This is a genomic window from Microbispora rosea (assembly GCF_044460045.1).
Lineage (GTDB): Bacteria > Actinomycetota > Actinomycetes > Streptosporangiales > Streptosporangiaceae > Microbispora > Microbispora rosea.
In genome coordinates, this window is record NZ_JBITJO010000001.1 from 20,057 (window position 1) to 38,309 (window position 18,253).

Genomic DNA, 18,253 nt, shown 5'->3' on the forward strand with positions numbered 1-18,253 from the left:
CGGCACGCGATGCACGGCACGCGATCGACGGCTCGCTGTCGGTCGGCAGCCGGGCTGCCCGCAGCGGATCCGTACGAAGGCCGCCGGTTTCCCCTTCGAAGCCGGCGGCCCGTTCATGTCACGGTCGTGCGGCGGCCTTGCGGCGGTCACTGGTCGCTCTCGGCCTCCGCCTTGGCCGACTGCGTGTCCTCGCCCTTGCCCACCCTGGCCAGCGCCTCACGAAGCTGCTCGGCGGTCATCTTGGAGCTGCCCTCGACGTCCGCCTCGTGGCCCTGGTGGCCCGGGTCGTGGAGGTCCTGGTCCTCGCTCATGACCCGTCCCCTCCTCCGCACCGGTATCAGAGCCGCTGGTCCCCCGCGAACGCGCCGCCCACACGGCCACAGGCCGGACTTGACGCGATTTTTCCGCGGCCGGCGGAGGTGCGCGTTCAGGCGGCGGCCGAGGCGCTGTCCGGGGACCTCCACGAGCCGGTACGCCACGTGACCCAGCACCAGCAGGACGAGGAAGAACACCGGGAGGTTCGGGACGACCCGCAGCAGGAGCGGATGCAGCAGATACAGGGAGAAGCTGATCACTCCGAGGTGGGCGAGCCACCGGGGGAACGACCGGTGCCGCAGCCGGAACGCGAGCGCGAAGAAGCCCGCCGCCAGCAGGACCGCCGCGGCCCAGGCGGGCTCGTCGGCCACCAGGACGCCGCAGACGAGGACCGTCAGCAGCGCGGTGACGGCCCAGACCGGCCGGAGCGTGCCCTGCTCGGCGCGCCACACGGCGGTCCCGGCGAACATCACAGCCGCGATGACCAGGCCCTGTCCCGCCCCGATCCGGCTGCCGAGGATCACCAGCGCCAGGCCGAGCAGGCCGCCGATCACCGCGGCGGCCGTCCTGAGGCGGCCGTTCGCGGTCACGGTCACGACGATGACCAGGATCACCGCGACGGCCATGAGCACGGCGACCGGGCCCGCGCCGCCGTTGATCGTCGCGCCGGGCATGAACAGACCGAGCGGCACGGCCGCCACCGCCAGGACCACGGCGATGGGCGCCGACCTGTGCGCCTGCCGTACGGCGAACAGCCCGGCCGTCATCAGGTAGAACGCCATCTCGTAGGAGAGCGTCCACATCACGTTGATCACCGAGGGGACGCCGATGAGTTCCTGCAGCATCGTGAGGTTCGCCAGCGCGACGAGCGGCGGCGGCCGGCGGTCGAGGCCGGGCGAGGTCTCGAACACCCCGGCGTACGCGAGGAGCAGCGCGAGGGCGAGCGCGGCGAGCAGCAGCGGGAGAAGCCGGAAGGCCCGGCCGGTCCAGAAGGCCCGCAGGTCGCCCCGCCGTTCCAGCGAGGCCGGGATGATGTATCCGCTGACCAGAAAGAACACGAAGACGCCCCAGGTGCCCACGTCGACCCTGCGGTCCACCTCTCCCCACGCCGCCGGGACGAAGGTCCAGGCCGAGTGGTGCAGCGCCACGGCCGGAGCGGCGATCCCGCGTAAGACGTCCAGCCACGCCAGCCGGGAGGGGTTTGCTGCCATTCAGGTGACTTTAGGCGAAATATGGCATCGGCAGCATCGCGCCTGGTACGCCGCGGACCTCGCAGGAATGCTAGGAAACGAGAGTGGACCACGGTGATCTCCGGCTTCTGAACGACGACGCACTGGAGCGGTCCCCGGTCGTGGCCAACAGCGCCATGAACCGCGAGCGCCGCCTGCCGGCCTACCGGCGCGAACTCGGCGTCGACGTCCTCGCCCTCCTGCGCGACACCGATCGGGTCGTCCGATGGCTCGACCTGTGCTGCGGCACGGCGAACGCGCTGTTCGAGGCCGCACACGCGCGGGGAGACCGGGCGGAGATCGTCGGTGTGGACCTGGTCGGCTACTTCGCCGGGCCGCCCCGGCCGCCGCGGCTGCGGCTGGTCACGGCGTCGGTGACCTCGTGGACTCCCGATGCGGCGTTCGACCTGATCACCTGCGTCCACGGGCTGCACTACGTCGGCGACAAGCTGGGCGTTATCGCCCGGGCCGCCTCCTGGCTGACCGACGACGGCCTGTTCGCCGCCAACCTCGACGTACGGAGCGTACGGCGTGCGGACGGGACGCCCGCCGGACGACGGCTGACGGCCGATCTGCGGGCGAGCAGCCTCGTCTACGACGCCAGGAACAAGCGGGTGAGCTGCCGTGGCCGCAGGGAGATCGACCTGCCCTGGTCCTATATCGGCGCCGACGACCGCGCGGGCCCCAATTACACCGGCCAGGCGGCTGTGGAGTCCTACTACGCGGTCGGCTGAGGGCCGTCGGCGGGGCGGGGGCGTACGTCGCAGTCCGGCAGGCCCGCGAGCACGCCGGCGAGCTGGCGGGCGTTGGTCTGCGCGTAGTCGCGGTAGCAGTTGTTCATCAGCACGTGGGTCGTGGACGCCTGGCCGCCGAGTTCACGCAGCCGCGGCGCCCACCGTTTCAGCTCGTCGATGGAGTAGCGGTAGCCGAAGCGCTCGTGGATGTCGTGACTGGTCCACTTGTCGCTGTGCCCGTGGAACCGCACGATCTCCAGGTCGGACGTGGCCGCGACGACCGGCGGGATCGAGTCCGGATAGCCCTGCGGCATGTCCACGCACACGTACGGAATGGCGTACGAGCGGAGGAAGTCGAGAGTCTCGGTCTGGTTCTCCTCGCTCATCCACGTGTGGTTGCGGAACTCGACGGAGATTCGCAACGGCTCGCAGCGCCGCTTGCACTCCAGGATGTAGTGCTTGTTCGCCCGGCCGATCGGGAACCACCGGGGAAACTGGAAGAGCACCGCCCCGAGCTTGCCCGCCTCACGCAGCGGCGACAGTGCGCCGAGGAACCGCTCCCAGACCTGGTCCACGACCTTCGGCTCGAGGTCGCGGGCGTACAGGTTCTTGCCGCCGCCGCTCGGACGCAGGTCCTTCGGCAGCGCGCCCGGCCGGGTCGGATGCCGCGTGAGCAGCGAGAACGCCTTGACGTCGAAGACGAACTCCGCGGGCGTGCGCTCGGCCCACAGCCGCACGGTGGCCTCGGCGGGCGGCGCGTAGTAGGTGGAGTCGACCTCCACCAGCGGAAACATGCCCGCGTAGTGGCGCAGGCGGTCCTCCGGCGTCGTGACGCCGGGCGGATACCACCCCGACTCCAGCAGCGTCTTGTCGGTCCACGACGCCGTGCCGACCAGGATCTCCCCCATACCTCACGATAAGGAGCCCGGCCCGCCCCGGCCGTCGCCGGGGCTCAGTATCAAGGCGGCGGGGGCAGTCCTTCCGGCGGCGGGACTGGGGCCTTGGGGCGGCGGAAGAAGAGGAAGGCGACGAGCAGGAACAGAAGGCCGACCGCTCCCGCGCCCCCGCCGATGGCCAGATAACCGGTGTCGATGGGCGGGTGGGTCATGGGCGCGTCGGTGGGGCCGTCGCCGAAGTACTTCTTCCCCTTGTACGGCACGGCCCGGACCGCGGACTTTCCCGGAGAGCCGGCCGCCGCGACCACGGCGGCCGCGTCCACCTGGCCGAAGCCCACGAACGGGTCGTATCCGCCCGCCGGATGCCGGGCGGTCCTGGTCAGGATGCCCCGGATCTGTCCCGGTGTGAGCTTCGGGTTGCGGGACAGCGCCAGCGCGACCACCCCTGCGGCGAGGGCGCAGGCCGGGGAGGTGCCGTCGACCGACTGGTAGCCGCCGAGATTCCTGGCGCTGTGGATGCCGACGCCGGGGGCCGCGATCGTGGTGTAGGTGTGCACCTGGGAGAAGTCCGCCCGGCGGCCGTCGGGCCCCAGCGCCCCCACCCCGATGACCCCGGGATAGGCGGCCGGATAGGACACGCTGTTGTTGGCGTCCACCTCCAGCGGGTCGGTCGAGCCGCCGTTGCCGGAACTGGCCAGGATCGTGACGCCCTTGCTCACCGCGTAGTCCACCGCGGCGGCCGTGTCCTCCTCGTAGCCCGAGAGGATCGCCCACTCGTCGGTGCCGAGCGACATCGAGATGACCTTCGCCCCCTTGCCGACGGCATACCTGATGCCGTTGGCCAGGGCATGCGCGGCCTTCTCGCTCTGCGCGTCCTTCGTCATCTTCAGCGCCCGCTTCCGCGCGGGGTCCTCCCAGTCCCACAGGACCCGCACCGACAGGACGCGGGCCTTCGGCGCCACCTTGAGCACGTCGGACGCCATCGCGGTGCCGTGCTCGCCCCAGTAGGACTGGCCTGGCCGGGCGCCGCCCCCGATGAAGTCGCGGCCGGTCGTCACCCGGCCGCGCAGCGCGGGATGCTTGGCCACCACACCGGTGTCGAGCACGGCGACCAGAACGCCGTCCCCCTGGGCCGTCCGGTGCGCCTCGGGCAGCCGCAGGGCCGCGACCTCCCAGTCCCTGGGCGCGTCCGCCCACGCCGGAACCGCCGTACCCGCCACCGCGAGAACCGACGCGGCGACGGCGGCAAGGGCGGCGCGGAGCCCGCGCCCGGTCACGCCTTCCCCTGCGGAATCAGATCCGTCAGCCGCCAGGCGAGGGACTCGGCCAGGCCTTCCGCCACCGCGTTCCACGGCTCGCGGTCCATGCGCTGTTGGTAGCTTCGCTTGCCCCAGGGCTGCGGGAGCCGGCCCGCCTTCCTGCCGTCCGCCGGTCCCGCCGAGGCGACCACCGCGCACGGCGCGTAGACGTCCAGCACCTTGTCGCCCCCACTGCCCGCCCGTACGGCGTCGCTCCAGGTGATCCCCGGGGCGGCGAGGGCGTGCACGGCCTGGTCGGGCCGGTCGGCGTCCCCCTTGTCGTGGACGAGGTCGCCCAGATCGAGGGCGACCTTCGGGTCGCGGAACACGACGATGGCGACGGTCGCGGCAGTGCCGCCCGTGTCGTCCACGTACGTGGCGCGCAGGGCCGCGACGCAGCCGCGTCGGGCGGCCTCCTTCGCCACGGCCCCGCTCAGCGCCTTCGCGCAGGAGGTCTCCGGGGAGATCGCGACCCTGGTCCAGCCGCGCTCGGTGTTCGGGTCGCCCTGTCTCTTCTCCGGGTCCTGCAGGCCGAGCGCCGCGGGAAAAAGCGCCTCGGCGGGCTCGTTGCGCCACAGGTTGCGCGCGTATTCGGTGTTGCGGATCTCCTGGTGGCTGTTCGACACGGCCTTCGCCACGACGGCGCCCCCGCCGAGCAGGAGCACCAGGCCGAGCCCCCCGCACAGGACCCCGCCGAAGACCCGCCCGGCTCCCCGCCGCGGCCTGCCGTCGCCTTCCGGCTCGTACGACGGACCGCCCGGCTCGTACGGACCGCCGGGCGCGGGCCACGGACCCGGCTGCGGTGATTGCTGCTGCGGTGGTTGCGGATGCGGCCACGGCTGCGGCATCGGCCCGGGAGCCTGCGCCGGTTGCCGCTGCCACGGCTGCCCGCCGGGCTGGGAGTGCGGACCCGGTGGCCAGCCCTGTGGCGATTGGTTCGGTGGCGGTTGATTGAGCGGCGGTTGGTTTGGCGGCGGATAGCCCGGCCACGGCTGCTGCGGCCCTGCGGGCGGCTGCCCCGGACCATGCGGCCCGGGTCCGTAGGGATTGGCGGGAGGCCCGCCCGGATATCGGCCGGCAGGTGGGGGATGTGCCATGGCTCTCCCGTTGTGCGTGCCGTACGCGGACACGCCCCGGGCGGCCGCCGTACGGCCGGGGAGTGCGGCGGCGCACACGCCCGCCACGCTCCCCTCCCCGATCACGACATTTGGCACTATAGCCATCTCCGCAGCCGTTCCCGGGCGGCTCTCACAGCCAGAAAAGCCGTGACGCACGGGACACGTGAAGCACTCGCGGGCCTATGATGTTGGAAAATAAAGTGCCTCCGGCGTCCGGCGGTCACTGGAGAAGACCCGCGGCCGCTGGAAGGCAAGCCAAACCCAGCACTGCGCGGAACGCACCGGAGGTGGCGATGCTGTCGACCTGGGCTCTGGAGACGTTCGGCCCGCGCGCCGAGCAGATCCGCCAGGGGGTGACCGAGGCGCTGACGCTCGCCCTGGAGAACGCCCAGGACGCCCAGAAGACGGCGCGGACCGAGCTCCTCCACCCGTTCGGCTTCACGCTCATGTCCCGCAAGTTCGAGGCCCTGGCCGGCGCGTTCGCGGACATGCCCGACGTCGTGACCGTCAAGCCGCCGGGCTCCCAGCACGAGCTCGTCGTGCTCGGCGGCAACCTGCTGTTCCCGTTCCGCTACGCGAAGGACCGCTCGGTCAGCGTCGTCAACGCCAGGATCGGCGACGGCAGGCCGTCCGGGCTGGTGCAGGCGCTGTTCGCCAGGTTCGGCCCGGAGCCCTGGGCCGAGCAGCTCACGCTCGGCGGCGTCGAGGCCGCCCTGCCGGAGCCCGCGACTCCGGCCGCCCGCGCGCTCACCCGGCTGCCCGAGGGCACCCGCCTCGTGCTCATCGCGTACGCCTGCAACGCCAGGGCCGGTCTGCTCGACGTGTGGTGGGGCGAGGCCGAGCTGCTCGACCGCACCGGCAGCCTGCGGTGGCACCACTGCGAGCCGATTCCGCTCGCCGGGCAGGCGCCCGCGGCCGAGCTGCCCGGGGTGGTGGCCTCCGCCGGCGCGGCGTCCGCGTTCGCCAGGGGCGCGATGCCGGCTCCGGCCCTGAATCCGCGCCCGCCCTACGAGCGCGCGACCGACCTGCCTCCGATGAGCGAGGCGCCGTACGCACCGGACGCCGCCGCCGATGAAGGACGATGACCGGCTGCGCCTGGTCGAGGAGACCCTTCCCCCCGAATCCGGCACCACAGCGCCCAGCCCGCAGGCCGTGGCGGACGCCTTCGACGGCACCCGCCTCACCCAGGCGCGACGCCTGGCGGCACTGACGAAGAAGGAGGTGGCCGAGCGCATCGGGGTCTCACCCGCCGCGGTCGGCCAATACGAGGCAGGGGTCACCCGGCCGCGTCCCGATCTGGTTCCGCTCCTCGCCGAGGTGCTCGCGGTGCCCGCGGCCTTCTTCCTGCCGGGCCGCCCGCACGGCAAGCTGGACGGCTCGATGGCGCACTTCCGCAGCCTGCGCTCCACCCGGGCCTACCAGCGCGCCAAGGCGGTGGCCTTCGTCGAGCAGGTCTGGGAGCTGACGTACGCGCTGGAGAAACGGGTGCGGCTCCCCTTCGTGGACCTGCCCGGCTTCGCCGGGGGCGAGGTGCACTCGGGCAGCGCCCTGCCCCGCGATCCCATGGGCGCGGCCCGCGCGCTGCGGGCCCACTGGGAGCTCGGCACCGGGCCGATCAGCCACCTGGTGCGGCACATGGAGTCCCGGGGGATCGTCGTCGTCTTCCCCCAGGCCGACGAGGACGCGGTCACCGTGGACGCCTTCTCCACGTCCAGCCTGCCGCGGCCCATCGTCGTCCTGACGCCCAACCGCTTCGACGACGTCTACCCGCACCGCTTCACCGCCGCCCACGAGCTGGGGCACCTGGTGCTGCACGGGGACGCGGCCGCCGGGGACAGCCAGCAGGAGCGCGAGGCCGACTCCTTCGCCGCGGAGTTCCTCACCCCGCGCGACAGCATCCTGCCCAGCCTGCCCGCCCGGGCGGACCTGCGGCGGCTGGCTGAGCTGCGCCGCGTCTGGGGCGTGTCGGTCGACTCCCTGCTGTACCGGTGCCGGGAGGTCGGCCTGCTGTCCGACTCCGCGGCCGGGCGCGCCTACCAGCGGCTCGCCGCGCTGCGCGGGCAGCCGGGCTTCGCCACCGAGCCGGTGTCCGGTTACCCCGGCGAGCAGCCGGTCCTGCTCGCCCAGGCCTTCGAGATGGCGGCCGAGACCGGGCTGACCGTGCCCGCGCTGGCCCGCGAGCTCGCCTGGCCCATGGCGCGCGTACGCGAGCTGATCGGCCTGCCCGCCCATCGCCCCCAGCTGAGACTCGTCCCCTGAGGCCACGCGCAGCCTCGGGCGGCGCGGTCAGACGAGCGGGGTGGGGGCAGGGTCGAGGGCAGTCACACCCGGCGGACGGGGCAGCCCCGCCGGGGACCGTTCAGGCCGCGACGGCGCTCTGCACGACCTGCTCCTTCAGCGGTGCGAGGGCCCCGGCGATGGAGCCGATCGTCTCGGCGTCGACGCCGCACGACTCCAGCGCCCCGGCCAGATGGAAGACCACCTGGTCGAACTCCTCCGCCGTGATGCCGAGCCCGGCGTGCGCCTCGTCCATCGACTTGCCCCGGTATTCCTGCGGACCGCCGAGCGCGGCGGCGACGAAGCTGCGCTGGTGCGCCTTGAGCTTGGCCATGTCGACGTCCGCGAAGTAGCCCCGAAGCATCGGGTCCGCGACGACCCGCGTGTAGAACTCCTCGACCACGGCCGCGACCGCGTCAGAACCGCCGATCCGATCGAAGATGGACGCCATGGCGCTTTCCTCCCGGGTGTGCGTGACCTCGTCCCCACGATGATCGCCACGCTTCGTTACAGGCCGATTACCAGGCGGGAATACGTACGTGGCCGGGGGCTCACGCGGTCGACACGGCAGAAAAGGCCGCAGGCGGAAAACGGGACGGTGCCCGGACAACGACCGTCACCCTGCCCGAAGATTTCAGCGAGTGAGGCCGTAAAGGGACACTCGGCTGTCGACCTCCGCGTCGTACCGCTCCCGGGTGAGGAACAGGTCGCGGCGCGCAGGCAGGGTGGCGACGTACGTCGTCCACTCCTCGTAGTGCCAGCAGGGCGCGCAGGCACATCCGGTGAAGCGGAAGTTCGCGAGGTACCTGCCCACCTGGCCCGGGCCGAGCGTGAACAGGTGCGCGCGGTGCCGCGGCACGGGGTAGGAGGCGTGCGAGGGCAGCCGCTCGACTTTCAGGCCGCCGTCCGTCTCGATCAGTCGCAGGCGCACGCCCTCCGCCTCGGCCGCCGTCCGCTCCTCGATGCGAACGCCCCCCTCGGTGTCGATGAGCACGTCGTGGACGAGCGGCGTCCCCGGCGGCGCCGCGGGCAGCGGGAAAGCACGGTCGAGCGAAGCGCGCCGCGCGGCCTCGCGGGCGCCTCGGTCCTCCTTCGACCACCGGACGCGCACTCGCTGCACCACCACCGCCGTCACCGTCATGTCCGTCATGGTCTCAACCGGCGGTCGCGGGACACCATCAGGTGGCGCCGGGGGCCGGGCTCGCGAACGAGCCCGGCCCTCGCGCTGTCACGGTTCGAGGCTCTCCGGAACGGAGTCGGAGTGCCCCTTCGGGCGTTCGGTGCGGCCACCGGCGTCATAGATCTTCACCCAGCGGATGCCTGGCAGCCGCTTGAGCGTGGGCGTGATCTCGTCGGCGACGGTGAACGCCGACCCGCCGCTGCGCAGGGACCCGGTGAGCCGCACGTGGGCGACCCCGTCGCGGACGCCGACCGAACGGACGCCGGTGGCCCCCGAGGCGACGAACCGCAGCCCCTTGGCATACTCCGCCTGCGTCGGCCCGGCGAACAGCCGCTGGAGCGCGCCGCGCGCGGTGGACGGCGGCGTCACCGGCCGCGACACCGCCGCCGTGTACGGCCGCCGCCCCGCCGCGTACGCCCGGGAGTCGAGGAAGTACGTGCGCACCGGCACCGTCCGGTAGGGCGTCTTGATGTCCACGACCACGCGGCTCGGACGCGTGAGGGTGTAGACGCGGTAGGACGATTTCCGGGTCAGGCCGATGCCGAACGTGAGCTCCGCCTCGAAGTCGCCCGAGTTGACGACCTGGATCACGCCGGGCAGCGCGAAGGTCTCACGGGCGGGCCCGTAGGTGGGGCGCCCGCCGTTGTCGTGGCCGGTCGCGCCGCCGAAGCCCAGCCTGAGGATCGCGTCGCCGGCCACCGGGACCGTGCGGCCCGAGCCGTCGGCGATCAGCCGGGACACGTAGCCGGCGCCCCGCCGCGCCGGGAGCGGCCCGCGGAACTCGAAGACGACCCGGTCGAGTCCGGGCTGATGTGCGGCGCGCACGTCGACCAGGGTCGCCACGCGCGGGGCCGCGTGAACGGCCGCGTTCGACGAGGCGGGTGTCGCGGCGGCCGGGGCCGCCGACAGGCTCACCAGCGGCACGGCCAACGCCGCCAGCGAGCGCTTGGGGGGCAGAAACATGAGGGCTCCTCTGCCGGGTTCCTTTCGCGAGTTGGGGGACCCGCGGGCGGGCGCAGGACCGGTTCCCGGCCGGCGCCCACTTGAAGTATCCCCAGGTAGGCCCGGCTCGGGGACGGGACAGACCTGTCACCTTCTCTCCGGCTTTTCCGACCCATTGACGGCACGGTGGGCCCTATGTAACATCTGGGCAATCTAAAGTAAAAAATTTGCAGTTCTAAATCGAGAGTTTGCGGTTCTCCGCAAGTTCCGGCAGGAAGCACTGCGTCCGTGCGCCCCGCCACCGTCACCTTTCGCACGAAAGGACATGAGGTGATGTCGGCCACGGCAGTGGGCAACCGGTCGCCGCCGCGACCCCAGCGACCCCCGATCTCCGAAATCCCCCCACGACCGCGGGATCGGATGACCCGCCGGTCGGTTCCTGCCGGACAGAGGAACGCAAATGTCGAAGACGCATGTCCCGTTATTGCGCTTGATCGCTGTGGTGGCCGCGGCCTGCCTGCTCGCCGTGGCCGCGCCCCTCTCCCCCGCCTCCGCCGCCGGTGGCCCCAACCTCGCCGCCGGTCGCACCGTGACCGCGAGCAGCGGCAACAGCCCGTACGTCCCGGGCAACCTCAACGACGGCAACCAGGGCACCTACTGGGAGAGCTCCAACAACGCCTTCCCCCAATGGGCGCAGGTCGACCTCGGCGGCGCGACGAGCATCGACCAGGTCGTGCTCAAGCTGCCGGCGTCGTGGGAGGCCCGCACCCAGACGCTGTCGGTGCAGGGCAGCACCGACGGGTCCTCCTTCAGCACGATCGTGAGCTCGGCCGGCCGCTCCTTCGCCCCCGGCTCGGGCAACACGGTGACGATCGGCTTCACCGCGACCACGACCCGGTACGTCCGGATCAACATCACCGCCAACACGGGCTGGCCCGCGGCGCAGCTGTCCGAGATCGAGATCTACGGCGCCGCCACCGCGTCCGGCAACCTCGCCCTCGGCAAGACCATGAAGGAGAGCGCGCACGCCGACGTGTACGGCGCGGCCAACGCCAACGACGGCAACCAGGCCACCTACTGGGAGAGCGCCAACAACGCCTTCCCCCAATGGCTGCAGGTGGACCTCGGCGCCTCGACCGCGGTGGACAAGGTGGTGCTGAAGCTCCCGCCCACCTGGGAGGCCCGCACCCAGACGCTGGCCGTGCAGGGCGGCACCGACGGCACCGACTTCTCCACCCTCGCCGCCTCCGCGGCCCGCGCCTTCACCCCGGCGAGCGGCAACACGGTCACCATCACCTTCTCCACCGCGAACGTCCGGTACGTCCGGATCAACGTCACCGCCAACACCGCCTGGCCCGCAGGGCAGATCTCCGAGTTCGAGGTGTACGGCCCGGCGCCCACCGGTGACACCCAGGCCCCGACCGCGCCTTCGAACCTCGCCTACACCGAGCCGGCCACCGGCCAGATCAGGCTCACCTGGTCGGCCTCCACCGACAACGTCGGCGTCAGCGGATACGACGTCTACGCCAACGGGGTGCTGCGCACCAGCGTCGCCGGAAACACCACGACCTACACCGACACCCAGCCCACCAGCGCCACCGTGACCTACTACGTGCGGGCCAAGGACGCCGCGGGCAACGAGTCGGCCAACAGCAACACCGTCACCCGCAACGGCGCGACCGGCGACACCCAGGCCCCGACCGCGCCCTCGAACCTCGCCTACACCGAGACCACGCCGGGACAGGTCAAGCTCACCTGGTCGGCCTCCTCCGACAACGTCGGCGTGACCGGGTACGACGTCTACGCGAACAACGTGCTGCGCGGCAGCGTCGGCGGAAACACCACGACCTACACCGACACCCAGCCCACCAGCGCCACCGTGACCTACTACGTGCGGGCCAAGGACGCCGCGGGCAACGAGTCGATCACCAGCAACACCGTCACCCGCAACGGCTCGGGCGGCGGCTCGAACATGGCCGTCGGCAGGCCGATCACCGCCTCCTCCTCCACGTTCACCTACGTCGCCGCGAACGCGAACGACAACGACCTGACGACATACTGGGAGGGCGCGGGCGGCTCCTACCCGCAGACGCTGACCGTCCAGCTCGGGGCCAACGCCGTCGTGAGCTCGGTCGTGCTCAAGCTCAACCCCGACGCCGCCTGGTCCACCCGTACGCAGACCGTCCAGGTGCTGGGCCGCGAGCAGAGCGCGTCGGGATTCACCGGCCTGACCGGCGCCGCGACCTACACCTTCAACCCGGCGGCCGGCAACACGGTGACGATTCCGGTCTCCGGCACTGTCGCCGACGTGCAGCTCAGGTTCACCGCCAACTCCGGCGCCCCGGCCGGGCAGGTCGCCGAGTTCCAGGTGATCGGCGCCCCGGCGCCCAACCCCGACCTGACCGTCACCTCCCTGTCCGCCTCCCCCGCGTCCCCGGTGGAGACCGACGCCGTCACGCTGTCGGCGACGGTGCGCAACGCGGGCAGCCTCGGCTCCGGCGCGACCAATGTCGCCTTCTACCTGGGCGGGACCAAGGCGGGCACCGCCTCGGTCGGCGCGCTCGCGGCCGGCGCCTCGGCCACCGTGACGGCGAACATCGGCCAGCGCGACGCGGGCAGCTACCCGCTGAGCGCCAAGGTCGACGAGTCGAACGCGGTGATCGAGCAGAACGAGACCAACAACGCCTTCACCGCCTCCTCCCCGCTGGTCGTGAAGCCCGTGGACAGCTCCGACCTGGTGGCCTCCCCGGTGAGCTGGTCGCCCGGCAACCCGGCGGGCGGCAGCACGGTGACGTTCACCGTCGCGATCAAGAACCAGGGCACGGTCGCCTCGGCGGGCGGCGCCCACGGGATCACGCTCACGATCACGAACGACTCGGGCACCGTGGTCAAGACGCTGACCGGCTCCTACAGCGGCGCGATCGCGGCCGGCGCCACCACGAGCCCGGTGACCCTGGGCACGTGGACGGCGGCCAACGGCAGATACACGGTGAAGACCGTGCTCGCCGCCGACGCCAACGAGCTGCAGGTCAAGCAGGCCAACAACACCTCCACGCTGCCGTTCTTCGCCGGCCGCGGCGCGAACATGCCGTACGACATGTACGAGGCCGAGGACGGCGTGACCGGCGGCGGGGCGACGGTCGTCGGCCCGAACCGGACCATCGGCGACCTGGCCGGCGAGGCGTCCGGCCGTAAGGCCGTGCGGCTCACCACCACCGGCAGCTATGTGGAGTGGACGACGAGGGCCGACACGAACACCCTGGTCACCCGCTTCTCCATCCCCGACGCGGCGGGCGGCGGCGGCACCGACGCCACGCTGAACGTCTACGTCAACGGCGGCTTCCTCAAGGCGATCAACCTGACCTCGAAGTACGCGTGGCTGTACGGCCCGGAGGCGGGCCCGGGCAACTCGCCGGGCGCGGGCGCCCCGCGGCACATCTACGACGAGGCCAACATCCTGCTCGGGACGACCGTGCCGAAGGGCAGCAAGATCCGGCTGCAGAAGGACGCCGCCAACACCTCCACGTACGCGATCGACTTCGTGAACCTGGAGCAGGCGTCGGCGATCTCCAACCCCGACCCCGCGACGTACGCCGTCCCGGCCGGGTTCACCCACCAGGACGTGCAGAACGCGCTCGACAAGGTGCGGATGGACACCACGGGCAAGCTCGTCGGCGTCTACCTGCCGCCCGGCGACTACCAGACGTCGGGCAAGTTCCAGGTGTACGGCAAGGCGGTCAAGGTGGTCGGCGCCGGGCCGTGGTTCACCCGGTTCTACGCGCCGTCCACGCAGGAGAACACCGACGTCGGCTTCCGGGCGGAGTCGTCGGCCAACGGCTCGACGTTCTCCGGGTTCGCCTACTTCGGCAACTACACCACCCGCATCGACGGGCCGGGCAAGGTGTTCGACTGGCAGAACGTCGCCAACATGACGATCGACGACATCTGGGTCGAGCACCAGGTCTGCATGTACTGGGGCGCGAACACCGACAACATCACGATCAGGAACTCGCGGATCCGCGACACGTTCGCCGACGGCGTCAACATGACCAACGGCAGCACGGACAACCTGGTCTCGAACATCGAGGCGAGGACGACCGGCGACGACAGCTTCGCGCTGTTCTCGGCCATCGACGCGGGAGGCGCCGACGAGAAGAACAACGTCTACGAGAACCTGACCGCGATCCTGCCGTGGCGCGCGGCCGGCATCGCGGTGTACGGCGGATACGCGAACACCTTCAGGAACATCTATATCGCGGACACGCTGACCTACTCCGGCATCACGATCAGCTCGCTCGACTTCGGCTACCCGATGAACGGCTTCGGCGCGAGCCCGCCCACGGTGTTCGACAACATCTCGATCGTCCGCGCGGGCGGCCACTTCTGGGGCCAGCAGACCTTCCCGGCGATCTGGCTGTTCTCCGCCTCGAAGGTGTTCCAGGGCATCCGGGTCAGCAACGTTGACATCGTCGATCCGACGTACTCGGGGATCATGTTCCAGACCCAGTACCTCGGCGGCCGGCCGGTCAACCCGATCAAGGACACCGTCTTCACCAACATCTCGATCTCCGGGGCGCACAAGAGCGGCGACGCGTTCGACGCGAAGTCGGGCTTCGGCCTCTGGGCGAACGAGCTGCCCGAGCCCGACCAGGGCCCGGCGGTCGGGTCGGTGACCTTCAACAACCTCAAGCTCAGCGACAACTACCAGGACATCAAGAACACGACGTCGACCTTCACCATCAACATCAACCCCTGATGACATGAGAAGCGCCGCCGGAGAGGAGCCTCTCCGGCGGCGCTTTTCCGGGGGGTGTCGTCAGGAGGTCAGGAGCAGCGGGTGCCGTTCAGCGTGAAGCCGGTCGGGTCGCCGTTCGAGCCGCTCCAGGTGCCCTGGAAACCGAATTGGGTGTTCCCGCCCGCCGGGATCGACCCGTTGTACGACAGGTTCCTCGCGGTCACCGACGACCCGCTCTGGGTGACGTCGGCGTTCCAGTAGCCGGTGATCTTCTGGCCGTTCGGGAAGGAGAAGCCGAGGTTCCAGCCGTTCACCGCGCTGGAGGAGGTGTTGGTGACGGTCACGGTGCCGGTGAAGCCGCCCTGCCACTCGTTCTTGCTGTAGCTCACCCGGCAGGCGCCGCCGCCGTTGCCGTTGCCGCCGGTCGGCGAGACGGTGGGGGTCGGCGAGGGGCTCTGGACCACGCCGCCGATGCTGTAGGAGAAGTTGTTCACCGCGAGACCGGCGCCGCCGATCCAGGGCTCGAATCCGGCCTGGACGCTGGTCAGGTACCACGACCGCTGGGCGTACCCGCGGTTCACCGCGTCGTCGTAGAACGAGCGGACGGCGAAGTTGATCGAGTTCGTCGGCGAGGTGCGGACGTAGGAGATGACGTTCCAGCCGATGTTGCCCTCCCAGACGTCCCAGGTGCCTCCGGCGATGTTCGCCGTGCCCACCCGGGAGCCCACGGGCTGCACCGAGCCGGTGTGATTGAGCCACACCATGATCTCGGCGCCGGTGTTCTGGCCGTCCTTGCGAGGCGTCGGGTCGAACCAGATGTCGTAGGCCGCGTCGTAGACGCCCGAGCTGGGGTAGCTCATGCTGACGCTGGTCTGGACCGTGTTGAACTGGCTGTTGCTCGCCTGGAGGGGCAGGCCGCTACCGCTGGAGCAGTTGGCGTAGTGGCAGCCGGCGTAGATCGCCGGGTACGCCGCCGGGGTGCCGCCCGTGTTGTTGTGCCCCGCCTGCGTCACGGTGAAGCCGGAGTTCGTGACGTTGATGCACTGCGGGGCGTTGCTCCCCCACACGTTGTTGATGACGACGTACTTGCCGCCCTGGATGGTGGTCGAGCCGTACTTCTCGCAGATCGTCGTGTCCGCATGCGCCGCCTGACCGACGACGAGCGACGCGGCGACCGAGCCGAGCATGGCGAGGCCCGCCGTGATCATTCGCATCTTCATGCCCCGGACCATAGACATCGGGCCGAGGCGGGCAACATGGGCTGATTTGGTCGACAATGTGGACGAAACCCGGACCAGCGACAACGCCCTTACGGAAAGTGAAACTTTCAGTCACACGGGCTGTCCGGCTGCCGGAACACCGGCGTGCGCCGCCCCACGCCGGGGAGTATGGCCGCAGGAGGTGGGAGCGATGCCCGTCACGGTCCGTCGTGTGTACGAGGATCCCGCGCCCGGAGACGGCACACGGGTGCTGGTCGACCGGGTGTGGCCGCGCGGCCTCACGAAGGAGGCCGCTCACCTGGACGAATGGGTCAAGGACGTGGCGCCGTCCGGCGCCCTGCGCACCTGGTACGGCCACGTCCCCGAGAGGTTCGGCGAGTTTCGCAGCCGCTATCTCGCCGAGCTGGACGATCCCGAGCGGCAGACCGCCCTCGACCGGCTGCGCCGGCTCATGGAGGACGGTCCGCTGACCCTGCTCACCGCGACCAGGGACGTCGAGCACAGCCAGGCCGCCGTCCTCGCCGAGGTCCTGTCGGGCCACTCGTCGCGGTGATCCGGCTTCAGTGGACCGCTTCGGCGGACCGCTTCAGTGGACGGGGCGGGTCCGGCGGCCGCCGGTCAGGTTGAGCCGGACCATCGCCGGGAGGCGGCGCAGGCCGAGCGTGGTGCGCAGGTCCGGGACGGCCTCGTCGTGCAGCCGGGTGACCAGCGCCCCGAGGTCGGCCGGTTCCACGGCGGAGACGCCGAGGTCGAGGTGCGGGTCGTCGGACGGGCCGCGCAGCACGGCGTGCGCCCGGCGCACGTCCGGATAAGCGCTGACCTGCTCGGCCAGGGCCTCGCTCGCGGGATGCGCGTCGACCTCGGTGACGCCGGACGTGCCCGACTCCAGGCGCAGCCGCCGCGGCCGGTCGACCCGCAGCAGCGCCAGCAGCCAGGCCAGCCCGATCAGCCCGATCACGAATCCGACGGCGGCCACGACCGGCCAGAACCACGGCGTGGTCGCCGCGAAGCTCCTGGCCCCGGCGTCCACCACCGGCTCCCGCGCCGCCGCGTCGCCGAAGGCGCCCAGCGCCCGCGCGATCGCGAGGCCGCCCACCGCCAGCAGGACCAGGCCGAACACCGCCAGGCCGGTCCGGTTGCCCTTGCCCGATCTCGTCTTCACCGTCCTGCCTCCTTCGCCTACGACGGGCCGCGGACGCGCAGGTTCAGCGAGACGTGGTGGGCGGGAGCCAGCCGGGCGAGCTCGTCCTCGACGGCCGCCCGCACGCGCTCCCCCAGCGCCGTCGTGTCGCGCAGGTCGGTCCTGACCGACACGTCCGCGTGCCAGCCGCGCATCCGCGCTCCGGCGGCGCGCACGCCGTCCACCTCGTTCGCTTTGGCGCTGAGCGCCCGTGCCAGCGCGCGGCGCGGCAGGCCGACCACCAGGTCGGGGTCTCCGGTGCGCAGCGCGATCATCCGCCCCCGGCCGGGGACCAGCGCGATCAGCAACAGCACCAGGCCGATCAGGGCCAGCGCGGAGGCCACCGCGAGCGTCCGTCCGTCGTTCCAGGCCGCGGTGCTCGCCCAGCGGGCCCACTGTTCGTACGGCACGAGCCTGACGGGCAGCCCCAGCAGCGCGGAGACCACGTGGACGGCGGTGAGACCCCCGACGGCCAGCAGCGCCAGTGCGGCGACCGCGGCCGGCAGCCCGCGGCTGGGCCGGAAGGCCCGGCCGGCTCCTCCGGCCCCGAACCCCCGCATCGGGACGAATCGCGGCACCCTCTCAGACGGCCCTCGGCCTTCGGTCATCGCCATCCCTCCGCTCGGGCCTTCACGCGAGCCTGTGCCCGGACCTTCGCTCGGGCACCAGCTCCACGACCTCGATGTCCACGTTCTCCACGGCGACGCCGGTCAGCTCGCGCAGCCGGCGCCGGACGTGCTCGCGGATCTTCGCGGCCAGCCGCGGCACCGGCGCCGGATAGCGCACGGCCAGGTCGCAGTGGACCGCCGCGACCGCCCCGCACACCGACGCCGACACGTGGGGCCGGCCGGTCACGTGCTCGTCCTCGCTCGCCAGTTTTTCGGCGATCCTCGTGAAGGCACGGTCCGAGATGGTCGTCGTCCCGTGCGCCGCGGGCACGGTCATTGCCGTCTCGGGTGCATCTGCGGCAGGTGTACGCCGCCTTCGAGCACCAGGCCGACGAAGAACCCGACGATGCCGAGGACCAGGACGATGATGAACGCGGCGAGGCCACCGAAGGCCCCGACCACCCCAAGCACCGTGCCGAACAGCAGCCCCGCGAGGCCCCAGAGCGGATAGCCTTGCATGA

General features: G+C 71.6%; 17 protein-coding genes. 5 read left to right on the plus strand and 12 right to left on the minus strand.

All coding sequences use genetic code 11. The features are described 5' to 3' along the window. Positions 1-146 precede the first annotated feature (146 nt). Positions 147-1,526, minus strand: a complete 1,380-nt coding sequence (locus ACIBK1_RS00100) for an acyltransferase family protein (protein ID WP_081903746.1) — start codon at positions 1,524-1,526, stop codon at positions 147-149. A gap of 83 nt (positions 1,527-1,609) precedes the next feature. Between ACIBK1_RS00100 and ACIBK1_RS00105 the strand changes: the two genes are divergently transcribed. After that, the gene (locus ACIBK1_RS00105) at positions 1,610-2,278 is read left to right on the plus strand and encodes a class I SAM-dependent methyltransferase (protein ID WP_396731103.1); all 669 of its coding nucleotides are present in this window, start codon (positions 1,610-1,612) and stop codon (positions 2,276-2,278) included. Here ACIBK1_RS00105 and ACIBK1_RS00110 read toward each other — a convergent pair. The 3 genes from ACIBK1_RS00110 to ACIBK1_RS00120 are packed head-to-tail and all read right to left on the minus strand — an operon-like array spanning position 2,263 to position 5,320. Continuing rightward, positions 2,263-3,186, minus strand: coding sequence for a DUF72 domain-containing protein (locus ACIBK1_RS00110; RefSeq protein ID WP_396731106.1), 924 nt, complete (start codon positions 3,184-3,186; stop codon positions 2,263-2,265). The two genes, ACIBK1_RS00105 and ACIBK1_RS00110, sit on opposite strands and share 16 nt — an antisense overlap. A gap of 50 nt (positions 3,187-3,236) precedes the next feature. Further along, positions 3,237-4,451: a S8 family serine peptidase gene (locus ACIBK1_RS00115; RefSeq protein ID WP_396731109.1), complete on the minus strand. Its 1,215-nt coding sequence runs from the start codon at positions 4,449-4,451 to the stop codon at positions 3,237-3,239. After that, positions 4,448-5,320, minus strand: a complete 873-nt coding sequence (locus tag ACIBK1_RS00120) for a hypothetical protein (protein WP_357313789.1) — start codon at positions 5,318-5,320, stop codon at positions 4,448-4,450. Before ACIBK1_RS00120 ends, ACIBK1_RS00115 begins: the two co-directional genes overlap by 4 nt. 563 nt (positions 5,321-5,883) lie before the next feature. Between ACIBK1_RS00120 and ACIBK1_RS00125 the strand changes: the two genes are divergently transcribed. Next, on the plus strand, positions 5,884-6,675 hold the full coding sequence (locus ACIBK1_RS00125) for a hypothetical protein (RefSeq protein ID WP_396731113.1): 792 nt from the start codon (positions 5,884-5,886) through the stop codon (positions 6,673-6,675). Continuing rightward, positions 6,662-7,849 carry a helix-turn-helix domain-containing protein gene (locus tag ACIBK1_RS00130; RefSeq protein WP_396731116.1) on the plus strand — a complete coding sequence of 396 codons (1,188 nt, stop codon included), beginning with the start codon at positions 6,662-6,664 and terminating at the stop codon, positions 7,847-7,849. Before ACIBK1_RS00125 ends, ACIBK1_RS00130 begins: the two co-directional genes overlap by 14 nt. A gap of 100 nt (positions 7,850-7,949) precedes the next feature. Here the strand turns inward: ACIBK1_RS00130 and ACIBK1_RS00135 are convergent, their stop codons facing one another. The 3 genes from ACIBK1_RS00135 to ACIBK1_RS00145 all read right to left on the minus strand — a co-directional run bounded on the left by ACIBK1_RS00135 (position 7,950) and on the right by ACIBK1_RS00145 (position 10,010). After that, positions 7,950-8,318, minus strand: coding sequence for a group I truncated hemoglobin (locus ACIBK1_RS00135; protein WP_030509771.1), 369 nt, complete (start codon positions 8,316-8,318; stop codon positions 7,950-7,952). Between the two features lie 183 nt (positions 8,319-8,501). Beyond that, the gene (locus ACIBK1_RS00140) at positions 8,502-9,008 is read right to left on the minus strand and encodes a hypothetical protein (RefSeq protein ID WP_396731119.1); all 507 of its coding nucleotides are present in this window, start codon (positions 9,006-9,008) and stop codon (positions 8,502-8,504) included. Positions 9,009-9,095: 87 nt separating this feature from the next. Further along, positions 9,096-10,010, minus strand: a complete 915-nt coding sequence (locus ACIBK1_RS00145; protein ID WP_051762026.1) for a GerMN domain-containing protein — start codon at positions 10,008-10,010, stop codon at positions 9,096-9,098. Between the two features lie 439 nt (positions 10,011-10,449). Between ACIBK1_RS00145 and ACIBK1_RS00150 the strand changes: the two genes are divergently transcribed. Beyond that, entirely contained in the window at positions 10,450-14,745 is a 4,296-nt protein-coding gene (locus ACIBK1_RS00150) for a discoidin domain-containing protein (protein ID WP_396731122.1), read from the plus strand. 68 nt (positions 14,746-14,813) lie between these two features. On the opposite strand, the gene ACIBK1_RS00155 is transcribed toward ACIBK1_RS00150, so the two are convergent. Beyond that, positions 14,814-15,944: a GH12 family glycosyl hydrolase domain-containing protein gene (locus tag ACIBK1_RS00155; protein ID WP_396731125.1), complete on the minus strand. Its 1,131-nt coding sequence runs from the start codon at positions 15,942-15,944 to the stop codon at positions 14,814-14,816. 190 nt (positions 15,945-16,134) lie between these two features. Between ACIBK1_RS00155 and ACIBK1_RS00160 the strand changes: the two genes are divergently transcribed. Beyond that, positions 16,135-16,497, plus strand: a complete 363-nt coding sequence (locus ACIBK1_RS00160) for a DUF488 domain-containing protein (RefSeq protein ID WP_030509766.1) — start codon at positions 16,135-16,137, stop codon at positions 16,495-16,497. 33 nt (positions 16,498-16,530) lie between these two features. On the opposite strand, the gene ACIBK1_RS00165 is transcribed toward ACIBK1_RS00160, so the two are convergent. From ACIBK1_RS00165 to ACIBK1_RS00180, 4 genes are read right to left on the minus strand one after another with little or no spacing between them, the layout of a single operon-like run. Then, positions 16,531-17,106, minus strand: coding sequence for an Asp23/Gls24 family envelope stress response protein (locus ACIBK1_RS00165; protein ID WP_030509765.1), 576 nt, complete (start codon positions 17,104-17,106; stop codon positions 16,531-16,533). A gap of 17 nt (positions 17,107-17,123) precedes the next feature. Then, on the minus strand, positions 17,124-17,702 hold the full coding sequence (locus ACIBK1_RS00170) for a DUF6286 domain-containing protein (RefSeq protein WP_156081035.1): 579 nt from the start codon (positions 17,700-17,702) through the stop codon (positions 17,124-17,126). 52 nt (positions 17,703-17,754) lie between these two features. Beyond that, on the minus strand, positions 17,755-18,069 hold the full coding sequence (locus tag ACIBK1_RS00175) for an Asp23/Gls24 family envelope stress response protein (protein WP_396731130.1): 315 nt from the start codon (positions 18,067-18,069) through the stop codon (positions 17,755-17,757). Further along, positions 18,066-18,251, minus strand: coding sequence for a hypothetical protein (locus ACIBK1_RS00180; RefSeq protein ID WP_030509762.1), 186 nt, complete (start codon positions 18,249-18,251; stop codon positions 18,066-18,068). The genes ACIBK1_RS00175 and ACIBK1_RS00180 overlap by 4 nt, the downstream gene beginning before the upstream one ends. Positions 18,252-18,253: the final 2 nt, after the last annotated feature.

What these genes read in the sequence shown, in the direction of transcription:
- ACIBK1_RS00100 (WP_081903746.1), bottom strand. Translation starts at nt 1,526, where the DNA reads ATGGCAGCAAACCCCTCCCGGCTGGCGTGGCTGGACGTCTTACGCGGG.
- ACIBK1_RS00110 (WP_396731106.1), bottom strand. Translation starts at nt 3,186, where the DNA reads ATGGGGGAGATCCTGGTCGGCACGGCGTCGTGGACCGACAAGACGCTG.
- ACIBK1_RS00120 (WP_357313789.1), bottom strand. Translation starts at nt 5,320, where the DNA reads ATGCCGCAGCCGTGGCCGCATCCGCAACCACCGCAGCAGCAATCACCG.
- ACIBK1_RS00125 (WP_396731113.1), top strand. Translation starts at nt 5,884, where the DNA reads ATGCTGTCGACCTGGGCTCTGGAGACGTTCGGCCCGCGCGCCGAGCAG.
- ACIBK1_RS00130 (WP_396731116.1), top strand. Translation starts at nt 6,662, where the DNA reads ATGAAGGACGATGACCGGCTGCGCCTGGTCGAGGAGACCCTTCCCCCC.
- ACIBK1_RS00135 (WP_030509771.1), bottom strand. Translation starts at nt 8,318, where the DNA reads ATGGCGTCCATCTTCGATCGGATCGGCGGTTCTGACGCGGTCGCGGCC.
- ACIBK1_RS00140 (WP_396731119.1), bottom strand. Translation starts at nt 9,008, where the DNA reads ATGACGGTGACGGCGGTGGTGGTGCAGCGAGTGCGCGTCCGGTGGTCG.
- ACIBK1_RS00145 (WP_051762026.1), bottom strand. Translation starts at nt 10,010, where the DNA reads ATGTTTCTGCCCCCCAAGCGCTCGCTGGCGGCGTTGGCCGTGCCGCTG.
- ACIBK1_RS00150 (WP_396731122.1), top strand. Translation starts at nt 10,450, where the DNA reads ATGTCGAAGACGCATGTCCCGTTATTGCGCTTGATCGCTGTGGTGGCC.
- ACIBK1_RS00155 (WP_396731125.1), bottom strand. Translation starts at nt 15,944, where the DNA reads ATGAAGATGCGAATGATCACGGCGGGCCTCGCCATGCTCGGCTCGGTC.
- ACIBK1_RS00160 (WP_030509766.1), top strand. Translation starts at nt 16,135, where the DNA reads ATGCCCGTCACGGTCCGTCGTGTGTACGAGGATCCCGCGCCCGGAGAC.
- ACIBK1_RS00175 (WP_396731130.1), bottom strand. Translation starts at nt 18,069, where the DNA reads ATGACCGTGCCCGCGGCGCACGGGACGACGACCATCTCGGACCGTGCC.
- ACIBK1_RS00180 (WP_030509762.1), bottom strand. Translation starts at nt 18,251, where the DNA reads ATGCAAGGCTATCCGCTCTGGGGCCTCGCGGGGCTGCTGTTCGGCACG.